Below are 14,336 nucleotides of genomic sequence, written 5' to 3' on the forward strand. Positions count from 1 at the left end.
GTATGTGGATCTTGATGATAGAGGCGCTGGTGGCGTTCTTCTTGCTGGCATTTATAGTCTGGTGGACCATGTATTCGGGTAAAAAACCCGCGCCACCTGCACGCAAGCAGCTCAGCGAAGAACAGGACCGCACCGAAAAACTGAAATAAGGGGCGCGAGCCCCACGTCACTCGTTAATGCAGGGTGCGCGGCACCGACAGCACGAACTCGGGAATCGGCGCTTCGAATTGATGGCCATCCTCGGCCACGCAAAAGTATTCGCCGTGCATCGAGCCTTGCGGCGTACCCAGCATGGTACCGCTCGTGTATTCGAACTGCTCGCCCGGCTGCAGCAACGGCTGGTGGCCGACGGCGCCCAGGCCGCGCACCTCTTCCACCTTGTTGTTCGCATCCGTGATGACCCAGTGGCGCGAAATCAGCTGCGCGCCAGCTGTGCCCGTGTTGACGACGCGTATCGTGTAGCTGAACACGTGCCGCCCCTGGTCCGGTGCCGATTGCTCGGGCAGATATTGCGTCTTGACCGTTACCGTAAATTCATAAGTCGCCATCGTCATTCCTATTCAGACATTGCCAGTCGTATATTGTGTGTCGCGCGCGCCGCATTGGCCATCGCGCGATGCGTATTCTGTGTTTCACTGTACTTCAATGAGGCATGGTAACGGCGCCAAGCGTAAAATAGCGCATCTTCGCATTTTCTACTCTAAGCCCTTAGCCACCATGACAACATTCCGTATCGCTCCCAGCATCCTGTCCGCCGACTTTGCCCGTCTGGGCGAAGAAGTGCGCAACGTCGTTACCGCCGGCGCCGACATCATCCACTTCGACGTGATGGATAACCATTATGTGCCGAACCTGACCATCGGCCCGCTGGTGTGCGAGGCTATCCGCCCGCACGTGCAAGTACCCATCGATGTGCACCTGATGGTGAAGCCTGTCGATCGCATTATCCCGGATTTCGCCAAGGCTGGCGCGAACATCATCACCTTCCATCCGGAAGCGTCGGATCACGTTGACCGTTCCTTGCAGCTGATCCGCGACAATGGCTGCAAATCAGGCCTGGTTTTCAACCCTGGCACGCCGCTGCACTACCTGGAACACGTGATGGACAAGATCGACATCATCCTGATCATGTCGGTCAACCCGGGCTTCGGCGGCCAGTCCTTCATTCCACAAGCGCTGAAGAAAATCGCAGAAGCACGCCGCATGATCGACGAATCCGGACGTGACATCATGCTGGAAGTCGATGGCGGCATCAAGATCGACAACATCGCCGCGGCCGCCGCTGCCGGCGCCGACACCTTCGTCGCTGGTTCGGCCATCTTCGGCAAGCCTGACTACAAGGCAGTCATCGACGCCATGCGTGCCGAATTGGCAAAAGTGAAGGGCGCCTGATGCAAGCGGGCACGGTGAAAGACCACGTACTGGCCGGCGTGCGCGCCGCCATCATCGACCTCGATGGCACGATGCTCGACACCGTGCCCGATTTTCATGTCGCCATCAATGGCATGCGCGCGGAACTGGATCTGGCGCCCATCAGCGCCGACGCCATCAAACTGATGGTGGGCAAGGGCTCGGAAAACCTGATCCGCACCGTGCTGGCGCTCGACTTCGATGCGGCCGGCGTGGAACAGCGTTTCGAGCAGGCAATGGAGGCTTACCAGCGCCACTACCTGGCCATCAATGGCCAGTTCAGCACCCTGTATCCGGACGTGGAAGCAGGGCTGGGGGCAATGAAGGCGGCGGGCCTGCGCCTGGCCTGCGTCACCAACAAGCCGATCGCCTTCGCCCTGCCCCTGCTGAAGCAGAAAAACCTGGCACAGTATTTCGAGATCGTCTACGGGGGCGATTCGCTGCCGAAGAAAAAACCACACCCCATGCCACTGCTGCAAGTGTGCGCGGACTTCGATCTGGCGCCCGCCAAAGTGGTGGCCATCGGCGACTCCTCGAATGACGCGCAAGCGGCACGGGCTGCGGCTTGCCCCGTCTTGACCGTACCGTATGGTTACAACCACGGACACTCTATACACGACACCGATTCCGATGGTATAGTAAATACGCTGCTCGAAGCAGCGCATTTTATAAGCATGCACAACAGACCAGCATACTGACCAACACCACATCGTGAACACGTTTCTCATCAAAAAACACAATGTCACCCAAACCGGCTCGATTGAGGCCTGGCTTTGGCGACGCTGGCAATCCTGGCAGGCCTAAGGGCCGAGCCGTGTAAGATTGCTGTCGGCTGCGCGCGCGCACCGGCAGGTTTTTTGATAACCCACCGCAGGGTTTGTGTTTTATAAGCACGACGCACACGCGTACCCTGGCGGCATGGAGAGACACATGACCGAACTCGAATTCAAATCGCTGGCCCAACAAGGCTACAACCGCATCCCCCTGATCGCTGAAGCTTTTGCCGACCTGGAAACCCCGCTCACGCTGTACCTGAAACTGGCGCAAACCCAGCAAGGCGGCAAGAACACCTTCCTGCTCGAATCCGTCGTCGGCGGCGAACGCTTCGGCCGCTATTCCTTCATCGGCTTGCCCGCCACGACCGTCTTGCGCAGCCATGGCAACCGCACCGAGATCGTCAAGAACGGTGCCGTGATCGAAGAGCACGAAGGCAATCCGCTCGACTTCATCGAACAGTACCAGTCTCGCTTCAAGGTGGCCCTGCGCCCTGGCATGCCGCGTTTCTGTGGCGGCCTGGCTGGCTACTTCGGCTACGACACCGTACGCCACATCGAGAAAAAACTGGCAGGGGGCGCGCCGAAAGACGACTTGAACCTGCCCGACATCCAGTTGATGGTGACGGAGGAACTGGCCGTCATCGACAACCTGTCCGGCAAACTGTACCTGATCGTCTACGCCGACACGGCGCAGCCCGAGTCGTTCAGCAAGGCTCGCCAGCGCCTGAAAGACTTGCGCATGATGTTGCGCCGCGGCGTCGATGCGCCCGTTACCAGCGCCTCCGTGCGTACGGAAACCATCCGCGATTTTTCCAAGGAAGACTATTTGAAGGCGGTGGCCAAGGCGCACGAATACGTGATGGCCGGCGACTTGATGCAAGTGCAGATCGGCCAGCGCATCCGCAAACCGTATGTCGATTCTCCGCTGACCCTGTACCGCGCCCTGCGGTCGCTCAATCCGTCGCCGTACATGTACTTCTATAATTTCGGCGACATGCAGATCATCGGCGCCTCGCCCGAGATTTTGGTGCGCAACGAGAAGCTGGCGGACGGCGGCAAGAAAGTCACCTTGCGCCCCATCGCCGGCACCCGTCCTCGCGGCGCCACGCCAGAGCGCGACGCCGAGCTGTCGGCCGAACTGCTGGCCGATCCGAAAGAGATCGCCGAGCACGTGATGCTGATCGACCTGGCCCGCAACGACATCGGCCGCATCGCCGAAACGGGCAGCGTGCAAGTCACCGACCGCATGGTCATCGAAAAATACTCGCACGTGCAGCACATCGTCTCGAACGTGGAAGGCACTTTGAAAGACGGCCTGTCGAACCTGGACGTGCTGCGCGCCACCTTCCCGGCCGGCACCCTGACGGGCGCGCCGAAAGTGCGCGCCATGGAAGTGATCGACGAGCTGGAAATCACCAAGCGCGGCATCTATGGCGGCGCATGCGGCTACCTGTCGTTTGGCGGCGAAATGGACGTGGCGATCGCCATCCGCACGGGCGTGATCAAGGACGGCATGCTGTACGTGCAGGCTGCGGCCGGCATCGTGGCCGACTCCATCCCCGAAATGGAATGGCAGGAAACCGAAAACAAGGCGCGCGCCGTATTGCGCGCCGCCGAACAAGTGCAAGATGGCCTGGATGGGGAGTTTTAAGATGCTGCTGATGATCGACAACTATGACTCCTTCACCTACAACATCGTGCAGTATTTCGGCGAGTTGGGCGAAGACGTGCGGGTCTACCGCAACGATGAAATCACGATCGAACAGATCGAAGCGCTGAACCCGGACCGCATCTGCATCTCGCCCGGCCCGAAAGCTCCAAAGCAGGCGGGTATTTCGGTGGAAGTGCTCAAGCACTTCGCCGGCAAGAAACCGATACTGGGCGTCTGTCTGGGCCATCAGGCCATCGGCGAAGCATTTGGTGGCAAGGTCATCCGCGCCAAGCAGGTCATGCATGGCAAGACTTCCGTCATCGCGCATACGGGTGTGGGTGTCTTCAAGGACATCCCCAGCCCCTTCACAGTGATCCGCTACCACTCTTTGGCGATCGAACGCGCCTCGCTGCCTTCCTGCCTGGAAGTGACGGCGTGGACGGACGACGGCGAAATCATGGGCGTGCGCCACCGGGAATACGATATCGAGGGGGTGCAGTTCCACCCCGAATCGATCCTCTCGGAGCACGGCCACGCCCTGCTGAAGAATTTCCTCGAGCGCTGATTCCATGCGCACGCCACGGCGTGCCATCAGTGTCCTCCTGCGCCATCATTGAAGAAGGAAGCATCATGCCGATCACCCCACAAGAAGCCCTGCTGCGCTGCATCGAACACCGCGAAATCTTTCACGACGAAATGCTCTACCTGTTCCGCCAGATCATGTCCGGCGAAATGTCGCCCACCATGATCGCGGCGCTCACCATGGGCTTGCGCGTGAAAAAGGAAACCATCGGCGAAATCGCCGCCGCCGCGCAAGTGATGCGCGAGTTTTCCACCAAGGTGCCCATGGCCGACACCACCAACCTGCTCGACATCGTCGGCACGGGCGGCGACGGCGCGCACACTTTTAATATCTCCACCGCCTCGATGTTCGTGGCGGCGGCAGCCGGCGCGCGCGTGGCCAAGCATGGCGGACGCAGCGTCTCGTCCTCGTCCGGCAGCGCCGACGTGCTGGACTCCCTGGGCGTCAACATCAACCTGCAGCCCGAGCAGATCGCCCAGTCGATCGCGCAGACGGGCATCGGCTTCATGTACGCACCGAACCACCACGCGGCCATGAAGCATGCGGCGCCCGTGCGCAAGGAACTGGGCGTGCGCACGATTTTCAATATCCTGGGGCCTCTGACGAACCCGGCCGGCGCGCCGAACATTCTGATGGGCGTGTTCCACGCCGACCTGGTCGGCATCCAGGTACGCGTGCTGCAGCGCCTGGGCGCGCAGCATGCCATCGTCGTGTATGGCCGCGACAATATGGATGAAGTGTCGCTGGGCGCAGCCACCATGGTGGGCGAATTGATCAACGGAGAGATCCGCGAGTATGAAATCCATCCCGAAGATTTCGGCATGTCGATGATCGCCAGCCGCAACCTGAAGGTGGCCGATTCCATCGAATCGAAAGCCAAGATGATGGAAGCGCTGCGCGGCGAACCCGGTGCGGCAGCTGACATCGTCGCCCTGAATGCGGGCACGGCGCTGTACGCGGCCGGCGTGGCCAGTTCGATCGAAGACGGCCTGGCCCGTGCGCGCAAGGCCGTCAGCTCGGGCGCCGCGCTGGCGAAACTCGATCAGTTCGTGCAGGTGACGCAGCAACTGGGCACCCCGGCGCAGGCGTAAGCTCCCCGCCCTCCTTTTTAGAATAGCGACCATCATGTCCGACATACTCGATAAAATCCTGGCCGTGAAGGCCGACGAAGTGGCCAAGGCCAAAGCCCACCGCAGCCTGGCCAGCCTGCGCGGCGACGTGGAAAGCGACAGTGCTCTGCGCGCCGGCCTGCGCGGCTTTGAAGCGAGCCTGCGCCAGCACATCGCCGCCGGCAAACCCGGCATCATCGCCGAAGTAAAAAAGGCGTCGCCATCGAAAGGCGTGATCCGCGCGGACTTCCGCCCGGCCGACATCGCCGCCAGCTATGCGGCGCATGGCGCGGCTTGTCTGTCCGTGCTGACAGACGAGCAGTTCTTCCAGGGGGCCGTGGACTATCTGCAGCAGGCGCGCGCCGCCTGCGCCATCCCCGTGCTGCGCAAGGATTTCATGGTCGACATGTACCAGATCTATGAAGCGCGGGCCATGGGTGCCGACTGCATCCTGCTGATCGTGGCCGCGCTCGACCACGGCCTGATGGCCGAAATGGAATCGTGCGCCCACGAACTGGGCATGGACGTGCTGATCGAAAGCCACGACGGCGAAGAACTGACGGCAGCGCTCAAGCTCAAGAGCGCGCTGATCGGCATCAACAACCGCAACCTGCGCACGTTTGAGACCTCGCTCGACACGACCATCAATCTCTTGCCGCGCATCCCGCAAGACAAATTGATCATCACGGAATCGGGCATCCACAGCACGGCCGACGTGAAGCGCATGCGCGATGCGCACATCCACAGCTTCCTCGTGGGCGAAGCGTTCATGCGCGCACCAGACCCCGGCGTGGAGCTGGAACGCCTGTTTAGTTAAAACATGCTAGTCTGGCAGCCATGAGACACGCGATCATCGCCCTTGCCGCCACTGTCCTGCTGTCGGCTTGCCAGACTGCATCCCCTCCAGGGGAGCGCAGACCCTCGCCATTGGAGCGCACGCCCCCTGGCACGCCAGCCGCGATACAGCTTGCCGCCAACATCGACGCCTACAAGTCGCTGGTGGCCCAGCAGATCATGGCGGCCAATGTGGAATACACATTCAGCGGGCGCCTGCCGCCCATGTTGCCGGCCATCGTCGTACTCGACCTGAGCGTTGGCCCAGACGGCGCGCTGAAAAGCGTGCATGTACACCGTTCACGCGACAGCGAAGCATCGGCCGTGGCGCTGGCCGCCGTGCGGCGCGTGCAAACCCTCTTTCCGCCGGCCGCACACCTGATGCACAGCCGCGCCAAAACCTTCGATTTTTCCGAAACCTTCCTGTTCAACGAGCAGTACCGATTCCAGCTGCGGACATTGTCCGGTCCTCAGTAAACGCGGCAGCATCGAGCTCGATGCGGTCGCGTCCCCGCTCCTTGGCCAGGTACAGGGCCGCATCGGCGCGCGACAGCAATCCTTCCAGCCCCTCCACCACCGATGCCTGGCAAGCGACGCCAATGCTGACGGTACACGAAGGCAGTCCCGCATGACTGGACTCGCGCAGCAAGGTGCGAATGCGTTCGGCCACGCCCAAGGCATTATGCACAGGCATATCCGGCATCAGTACGACGAACTCCTCGCCGCCGAAACGCGCCACGCAATCCGATTCGCGCAGGGCGCCTCCGATGACGGTGGCCACATGCGCCAGCACCTGGTCACCCACCGCGTGACCGTAGCGGTCATTGATCGATTTGAAGTAATCGAGGTCGATGCTGAGCAGTGTCAGCGGTAAACGGCGGCGGCGCAGATTGCCTATCTCGCGGGCATAGGCATCGCCAAAGCCGCGCCGGTTCAGCACCTGCGTCAATGGATCGTGGGTCGAGCGGCGCTCCAGTATCTGCTGCAGACGGCGCGTCGCCACCGTCATGAAGCCCACCGTCAGCAGCAGCGCCATGAAATTGGCGACCGCCAGATAGATGCCGGCCGGTGTGCTTGCCACCGCCAGGTTCACGCTGGCGCCGCCATGCAGCAACGCCGACACGCCGCGCGCCAGCACCACGACAGCTTGCAGCAGCATCAGCGCCCCAAAGAAAAAACTTGAGAAATGGCGCTCGCCATGGTGCCACACCAGTTGCACCTGGCGCGCATAAAACAGGAAGACCAGCAGGGAGAAGACCGCCACGCGCGCCGAGAAATCGGGGCGCGCCAGCAGCCACCAGCTATTGCCGGCGATGGCCAGGGCAAGTATCAGCCAATAAGCGCGGCGGCTGGGCGCCAGGCCAAAGAATTTCTCCGTGCCCAGCATCGACAGGCCGATGCCGGCCACCAGCGCCGCATTGGCCGCGATCATGGACAATTCAGGCGGCAGCACCTCGCGGGTGCCGAACAGCAGGGACGCGCACACCAGCAACAGCAAACCGGCCGCCCAATGCCCAAGGCCATGCACCTCGCGCCGGAAGCTGTGATAGACCGAGAACATGACGATGCACATCGCCCCGCACATCAGGGTCGTCATCAACATAATCGTTCGTGGATCGAGGGTTTGCACGTTGGGCGCGATCTAAAAGAGACAGTGCGGCAATTTTAGTTTAGTTAAAGAAAAATTAGTTCATTTGCAGGAAATATGATGGCAACCCGGCAGTGTCGGCAGGTGAATTACATTTGAGGAAATATATCCTGAAAGAAAAAACCGGCCAGTAAAGGCCGGTTTTCTGTCTTACTGCACGACAAACAGCATCATGCCGCGCTAGGACGCTTCGGTCCCGTGGCTTTCTTTGGCGCCGGCAGCAACGCCAGGCTGACACCCGGCACGCGGTCGCCTTGCAGCACGGCCGCAAACGTCATCAGCTCGTCGCGGCGGAAAGCATGGATCGCCACCCTGGCGCCGACGGCGTAACGACCCAGCAAAGTGTCCAGGTTGGCCGGGTTGCCCGTCACGCGCAAGCCATCGACAGCCACCAGCACGTCGCCGGCAGACAGACCAGCCAGGTGGGCGGCACCGCCCTGGTGCACCTGCGCCAGCCTGGCATCGTTGCCGTCGCGGCCCAGGTTGACGTCCAGGCTGGCTTTTTCGGCCTTGCGCGCGTCGCTGTATTTCACGCCGAATGGCGCCAGCAGGCGCGCCAGTGGCACGTCGTCCGTGCCGCGGATGTAGCGCTCGAAGAACGGTTTCATGCGCGTGCCGGAAACCTCATCGAACAGGGCTTCGACTTCAGCCGGCGTCACGCCGCGCGCTTTGCCCTTGTAGAAATCGCGGCCATAGCGCTGCCACAGAGCCTGCATCACGTCGTCCAGCGATTTTTCGCCGTTCGTCTTGGCGCGGATCGTCAGGTCGAATGCCAGCGCGATCAGCGAACCCTTGGTGTAGTAGCTGACGATGGCGTTCGGCGCGTTTTCATCCTGGCGGTAGTACTTGCCCCAGGCGTCGAAGCTGGAATCGGCCACGCTTTGCTTGGTGCGGCCGCTGCCGCGCAGCACGCTGTTGACGGTTTTCCCGAGCAATTTGAAATAGGCTGCCTCGTCGATCAGGCCCGCGCGCACCAGCATCAGGTCATCGTAATAACTGGTGAAACCCTCGAAGAGCCACAGCAGCGGCGAGTAGCTCTCCGCCTGCAGGTTATACGGCGCAAAGGCAGCCGGCTTGATGCGCTTGACGTTCCAGGTATGGAAGTACTCGTGGCTGCACAGGCCCAGGAATTTCAGGTAGCCGTCGCCGATCTCGGTGCTGTTTGAAGCCGTCGTCGGCAGGTCGGCGCGCGCGCAGATCAGCGCCGTCGAGGCGCGATGTTCCAGGCCGCCGTAACCGTCGCCGACGGCCATGGTCATGAACACATAGCGGTCCATCGGCGCTTTTTTGGTTTTCGGCTCGAAGAAGGCGATCTGCGTTTCGCAGATGGCTTTCAGGTCGCGGCACAGACGGTCCAGGTCCAGGTTCGGCACCTTGCCCGTGACGACGATATCGTGGGGCACCCCATGCGCGCTGAAGGTGGCCAGCGCGAAGTCGCCCATCTCCACCGGGTGGTCGATCAGCTCATCGTAGTTGGCCGCCTGGTAGCTGCCGAAGCCATAGCGCTTCGCTTTGAGTTCCGGCAGGGTGGTGGCGACTCTCCAGGTCTTGCAGGCCGCATCCTTCGGCTGCACGATGTGCACTTCATGGGCGTCGGATTCCTGGCCCAGCACGCGCAGGAACACGCTGGTACCGTTGAAGAAGCCATGATTCTGGTCCAGGTGAGCGGCGCGCACGGACAAATCCCAGGCGTAGACGTCATATTCGACCGTCAGGGCGCCCTGGCAAGGCGCGGCTTGCCACGAGTGCTTGTCCAGCTTGGTCAGCGCGACTGCCTTGCCCCCGGACTCGGCGCGGATGCTGACGATGTTGCGCGAAAATTCGCGGATCATGTAGCTGCCCGGGATCCAGGCCGGCAGGGACAAGACCTGGCCGATGGCGGCCGGCGACTTGACTGTCAACGTCACTTTGAACATGTGGCCCGCCAGATCAAGGGCGGCGATGCTGTAGATGATGCCGGCGGCCGGTGTGGTTTTCACTGCGGTTTTCGCCGCGGCTTTGCTTGTGGCTTTGCCGCTCGCCTTGGCTCCTGCCTTGGCGATGCTTTTTTTAATTGGAGCTTTTTTCATGTTTTCCTCGTGTCTGGCTTGTCTTCCCGGGAGCGCCACTGCCCCGCCTTACAAATCGTCAGGTGTATCAATATCGCGCAAGATGCCGCAGTCGTCCACTGTCACTTCGCATACGGCATGGCTGTTGACGATGCTGCGCGCACCCTGGTCGCCATCGAGCGCCAGCAGCAGCGGCAAGTGAAAGGCACTGAACGCGACAGGATTGCCGCGCCGCCCCTGAAAGACGGGCACGGCGATGTGTGCGCCATCGCCGATGGCTTGCGACAAGGCGGCGATTGTAGCCGCTTCCACACCAGGCATGTCGCCCAGGGCGATCAGCCAACCCGGCGCGCCGCGCACGTAATCGATGGCGCAGGTGAGCGAGGCCGCCATGCCCGTGTCGGCATCATGGCAGACGCGCACCTCGCAGCCCAGCGCCCCAAGTGCGCGTGCCACCTGCGTGTCGTCGGCGCGCACCACGGCCAGCACGCGCGGCAAGGCCGCCAGCATGGACTTTGCGGCCGCCACCACCACCGGCAAGCCAGCATGCGGGCCTTCCGTCAAAGGCTGCAATAATTTGTTCTGTGCGCCGGAAGGGTCGAACCTGCGTCCCCTTCCGGCTGCCAGCAGGATGCCGACCGTACTCAAAAAACTGCTACCGTCATGCGGCCGCCAGATCAAACGGCAGCTTGCGCAGGCGCTTGCCCGTCAGGGCGAACAACGCATTGGCGAAAGCGGGCGCCAGCGGCGGCACGCCGGGTTCACCCATGCCCGTCGGCGCGTCGCCCGACGGTACCAGATGCACCTCGATCACCGGCATGTCGGGCATGCGCGGCACCGGATAGTCGCCGAAGTTCTGCTGCTCCACCAAGCCATCCTTGAGCGTGATGGCCGCGCCGGGAATGGTCATGCCCAGCGCCATCAGCGCGGCACCCTGCACTTGCGCCTCGATCGTCAGGGGGTTGACGGCCAGGTTGCAATGCACGCCCGCCCATACCTGGTGCAGCTTGGGCGCGCCCTCGACCACCGACGCCGTCACCACGTAGGCGACCACGGAATTGAACGATTCATGCATGGCCACACCCCAGGCCTGTCCCTTCGGCAGCTTCTTCCTGCCATAACCGGACTTGGCTACGGCCAGGTCCAGCGCGGCGATGTGGCGCGTATGCTTGGCGTCGATCAGCTGCTTGCGGTAGGCGACGGGGTCCATCTTCGCCACGTGCGCCGCTTCGTCGATCAGGGTTTCCATGACAAAGGCCGTATGCGTCGAGCCGACGGAACGCCACCACAGCACGGGCACGTTCGCCTTGGCCGTGTGCACGGACAGCTTCATCGGCAGGGTGTACGGTTCGCCCATGCCTTCGACCATGGTGCCGTCGACGCCATTTTTCACCATGAAGGCTTCGAACGGCGTGCCGGCCATGATGGACTGGCCCACGATGGTGTGGTCCCAGGCGAGTATCTTGCCCTTGGCGTCGAGGCCGATCTGCGCGCGGTGCACATGCGACGGCCGGTAGTAGCCGCCCTTGATGTCGTCCTCGCGGCTCCACATCAGCTTCAATGGACCGCTCTTGCCCGCCGCGCGATAAGCCTTGGCGACGTTGACGGCTTCGACCACGTAATCGGAAGATGGCACGGCACGCCGGCCGAAGCCGCCGCCCGCCATCATCGTATGCAAGGTCACCTGCTCCGGTTTCAGGCCAGAGGTGGCAGCAATCGCCGCCTGGTCGCCCGTCTGGAATTGCGAGCCCACCCACATCGTGCATTTGTCGGTCTGCAGGTCGACGACGCAATTGAGCGGTTCCATCGGCGCATGTGCCAGGTAAGGGAATTCATAGACGGCCTCGATCTTTTTCGGCGCGGAGGCCAACTTGCCCATGTCGGCAGGTTTGGCGACAGTGCCCGGCGTTTTGGCCAGCGCCTTGAAGGCGGCCAGTTGCTGGGCGCTGCTGACTTTTTCCACGGCGCTCGAATCCCACTCGATCACCAGCGCGTCGCGCCCTTGTTTGGCGGGCCAGTAGCCGTCGGCGATGACGGCCACGCCGCTACCGCCACGGTCGGTCTTTACTTCCAGTACTTCCAGCACGCCCTTGATAGCCCTGGCCTTGCTGGCGTCGAATTTCGCCACCTTGGCGCCAAACACGGGCGGGCGGGCCACCATGGCCACTTTCGCGCCAGGCGGCTTGAAGTCGATGCCGAACTGCTGTTTTCCTGTGGACTTGGCCGCCGCGTCGAGCCGTTTCACGGGTTTGCCGATGATGGAAAAGTCGCGTGGGTCCTTCAGCATGACGCTGGCAGGTACGGGTTGGCGCATGGCCGCGTCGGCAAACTCGCCATATGTCGCCTTTTGCCCGCCGGGGCCATACAGCACGCCTTTCGCGGCACGCACCTGGTCGGGACTGACTTTCCACTGTGCGGCGGCGGCGCCTACCAGCATGGCGCGCGCCTTGGCGCCAATTTCGCGGTACTGGGTGAACGAATGGGCGATGCTGCCGGAGCCTCCCGTCATCTGCATGCCGTAGGCGGCATCCTTGTACTGTTCGCCGGCTGGCGCCAGCGCGCCATGCACCAGGCTCCAGTCGGCGTCGAGTTCCTCGGCGATCAGCATGGGCAAGCTCGTTTGCACGCCCTGGCCAAATTCCAGGCGGTTCACCTGTACTGTCACCATATTATCGGGGGCGATGTGCAAAAAGGCGTTCGGCGCGTACGCGGGCTTGGCGGATGCAGCATCGGCCGCCTGTGCCAGTTTCCCTGCGCCGGGCAGGAAAAAGCCCAGCATCAAGCCGCCGCCCGCCACCGCGCCGGCTTTCATGAAACCGCGCCGCGACACACCATCTGCAAGCGCCACCGGGGCCGATGCCAGCGCCGCGCCCAGGGTCACCCCGCCATGCTGCAATGCTTCCTGATTCAACCATTCGATACGCATGTCTCTCTCCTCAGGCCAGGGTCTTGGCCGCGTCCTTGATGGCTGCGCGGATCCGTTGATAGGTGCCGCAGCGGCAGATATTGCCGCTCATGGCGCCGTCAATGTCGGCATCGCTGGGTGCCTTGTTGGTGCGCAGCAGCGCTGTGGCGCTCATCACCTGGCCGCTTTGACAGTAGCCGCATTGCGGCACGTCGTGGCGCACCCACGCCGCCTGCACCGCTTTGCCCACCTGGTCGTTTTCCATCGCTTCGATGGTGGTGATCTTTTGCGCGCCGACCGAGGAAATCGGCGTGATACACGAGCGGATAGGCTGGCCGTCAAGGTGCACCGTGCAGGCGCCGCACAGGGCCGCGCCGCAACCGAATTTGGTGCCCGTCATGTTCAGGTTATCGCGCAGCGCCCACAGAATGGGCGTGGAAGGATCGGCATCGACCTGCGTGTCTCGTCCGTTGATATTCAAGGTAATCATCTGCTGCTTCCCCTTTTTTGGATTGTTATGGCGTCTACAAACAACACTTGATAATACGACAGCGGAAAAAAGTGCAAAAAAAAGCGCGCCTTGCGAGGGCGCGCCGTCCAGCCTTTCTGGCGACAGCCCGGATTACTTAATGGTCGAGAATTTCTGTTCCAGCGTTTTCGCATCGACTGCGCCCGGAATGCGGCTGCCGTCGGCAAAGAAGATGGCAGGCGTGCCCGAGACGCGCAATTGCTGGCCCAGGGCCAGGATTTTCTCATGCGGGTTGGCGCAATTGGCAGCGACCGTGGCTGGCGCCTTGCCGTTCAGCATCCAGTCGTCCCAGGCCTTGTTGCGGTCCGGCGCGCACCACACGTTGCGCGACTTGACGATGGAGTCCGGTGACAGGATGTTGTACATGAAGGTGTAGACGGTGACGTTGTCGATTTCCTTCAGCGCATTCTGGCGGAAACGCTTGCAATAACCGCAGTTCGGATCTTCGAACACGGCGATCACGCGCTTGCCATTGCCCTTGACGGATTTCATGGCCGAATCGAGCGGCAGGTCGGAGAACTTGATGCGGTTGACTTCGTCCAGGCGCACCTTGGTCAGGTCTTGCGACGTCTTGGCGTCGAAGACGTGGCCAACAAACAGGTATTGCGCGGCTTTGTCCGTGTACAGGATATCGCCACCCGTGCGCACTTCGTACAGGCCTCCATACGGGGTTTCCTTGACCGAATCAACCTTGGCGCCTTCGCCCAGGCGCGGTTCGATCAGCTTTTTAATGCTCGCTTCCGTAGGCGTTTCCGCGCCGGCGCACGACATCATCAGGCCCGAGGCCAGCACTAATGCGATTCTACTCATTTTTATCACTATCACTTCTCCACTTGAAACGCC

At 61.9% G+C, this 14,336-nt stretch carries 15 protein-coding genes; 8 read left to right on the forward strand and 7 right to left on the reverse strand.

Going from position 1 to position 14,336, the window contains the following annotated elements; translation table 11 throughout:
* The first annotated feature begins 2 nt into the window (after positions 1-2).
* A complete protein-coding gene (locus C8C89_RS26870; protein ID WP_166674646.1) occupies positions 3-149 on the forward strand; it encodes a hypothetical protein in 147 nt (48 codons plus the stop codon).
* Positions 150-173: 24 nt separating this feature from the next.
* Here the strand turns inward: C8C89_RS26870 and apaG are convergent, their stop codons facing one another.
* Positions 174-548 (reverse strand): Co2+/Mg2+ efflux protein ApaG, encoded by a 375-nt coding sequence (gene apaG, locus C8C89_RS01390; RefSeq protein ID WP_034753698.1) that lies wholly within the window; start codon positions 546-548, stop codon positions 174-176.
* 169 nt (positions 549-717) lie between these two features.
* Between apaG and rpe the strand changes: the two genes are divergently transcribed.
* The 7 genes from rpe (at position 718) to C8C89_RS01425 (ending at position 6,840) form a co-directional block, all read left to right on the forward strand.
* Positions 718-1,392 (forward strand): ribulose-phosphate 3-epimerase, encoded by a 675-nt coding sequence (rpe, locus tag C8C89_RS01395; protein ID WP_133988713.1) that lies wholly within the window; start codon positions 718-720, stop codon positions 1,390-1,392.
* A complete protein-coding gene (locus C8C89_RS01400) occupies positions 1,392-2,108 on the forward strand; it encodes a phosphoglycolate phosphatase (RefSeq protein WP_133988714.1) in 717 nt (238 codons plus the stop codon). Before rpe ends, C8C89_RS01400 begins: the two co-directional genes overlap by 1 nt.
* A gap of 232 nt (positions 2,109-2,340) precedes the next feature.
* Positions 2,341-3,837 carry an anthranilate synthase component I gene (trpE, locus tag C8C89_RS01405; RefSeq protein ID WP_133988715.1) on the forward strand — a complete coding sequence of 499 codons (1,497 nt, stop codon included), beginning with the start codon at positions 2,341-2,343 and terminating at the stop codon, positions 3,835-3,837.
* 1 nt (position 3,838) lies between these two features.
* Positions 3,839-4,402 (forward strand): aminodeoxychorismate/anthranilate synthase component II, encoded by a 564-nt coding sequence (locus C8C89_RS01410; protein ID WP_101483754.1) that lies wholly within the window; start codon positions 3,839-3,841, stop codon positions 4,400-4,402.
* 65 nt (positions 4,403-4,467) lie between these two features.
* Positions 4,468-5,511, forward strand: a complete 1,044-nt coding sequence (trpD, locus tag C8C89_RS01415) for an anthranilate phosphoribosyltransferase (RefSeq protein ID WP_133988716.1) — start codon at positions 4,468-4,470, stop codon at positions 5,509-5,511.
* A 34-nt stretch (positions 5,512-5,545) separates the two neighbouring features.
* On the forward strand, positions 5,546-6,346 hold the full coding sequence (gene trpC / locus C8C89_RS01420) for an indole-3-glycerol phosphate synthase TrpC (RefSeq protein WP_133988717.1): 801 nt from the start codon (positions 5,546-5,548) through the stop codon (positions 6,344-6,346).
* A gap of 20 nt (positions 6,347-6,366) precedes the next feature.
* Positions 6,367-6,840, forward strand: coding sequence for a hypothetical protein (locus C8C89_RS01425; RefSeq protein ID WP_133988718.1), 474 nt, complete (start codon positions 6,367-6,369; stop codon positions 6,838-6,840).
* On the opposite strand, the gene C8C89_RS01430 is transcribed toward C8C89_RS01425, so the two are convergent.
* From C8C89_RS01430 to C8C89_RS01455, 6 genes are all read right to left on the reverse strand, one after another.
* Positions 6,791-7,966, reverse strand: coding sequence for a GGDEF domain-containing protein (locus tag C8C89_RS01430; protein ID WP_101483750.1), 1,176 nt, complete (start codon positions 7,964-7,966; stop codon positions 6,791-6,793). The genes C8C89_RS01425 and C8C89_RS01430 overlap by 50 nt on opposite strands.
* A gap of 215 nt (positions 7,967-8,181) precedes the next feature.
* Positions 8,182-10,080, reverse strand: a complete 1,899-nt coding sequence (locus tag C8C89_RS01435) for a M61 family metallopeptidase (RefSeq protein WP_279587373.1) — start codon at positions 10,078-10,080, stop codon at positions 8,182-8,184.
* Positions 10,081-10,128: 48 nt separating this feature from the next.
* Entirely contained in the window at positions 10,129-10,707 is a 579-nt protein-coding gene (locus tag C8C89_RS01440; RefSeq protein ID WP_133988720.1) for a nucleotidyltransferase family protein, read from the reverse strand.
* A gap of 13 nt (positions 10,708-10,720) precedes the next feature.
* Positions 10,721-12,985, reverse strand: a complete 2,265-nt coding sequence (locus tag C8C89_RS01445; RefSeq protein WP_133988721.1) for a xanthine dehydrogenase family protein molybdopterin-binding subunit — start codon at positions 12,983-12,985, stop codon at positions 10,721-10,723.
* 10 nt (positions 12,986-12,995) lie between these two features.
* Positions 12,996-13,454 carry a (2Fe-2S)-binding protein gene (locus tag C8C89_RS01450; protein WP_034753534.1) on the reverse strand — a complete coding sequence of 153 codons (459 nt, stop codon included), beginning with the start codon at positions 13,452-13,454 and terminating at the stop codon, positions 12,996-12,998.
* Between the two features lie 132 nt (positions 13,455-13,586).
* Positions 13,587-14,303: a DsbC family protein gene (locus C8C89_RS01455; protein WP_101483748.1), complete on the reverse strand. Its 717-nt coding sequence runs from the start codon at positions 14,301-14,303 to the stop codon at positions 13,587-13,589.
* Positions 14,304-14,336: the final 33 nt, after the last annotated feature.

Origin of the sequence: Janthinobacterium sp. 75 (genome assembly GCF_004365495.1) — a bacterium.
Lineage (GTDB): Bacteria > Pseudomonadota > Gammaproteobacteria > Burkholderiales > Burkholderiaceae_D > Janthinobacterium.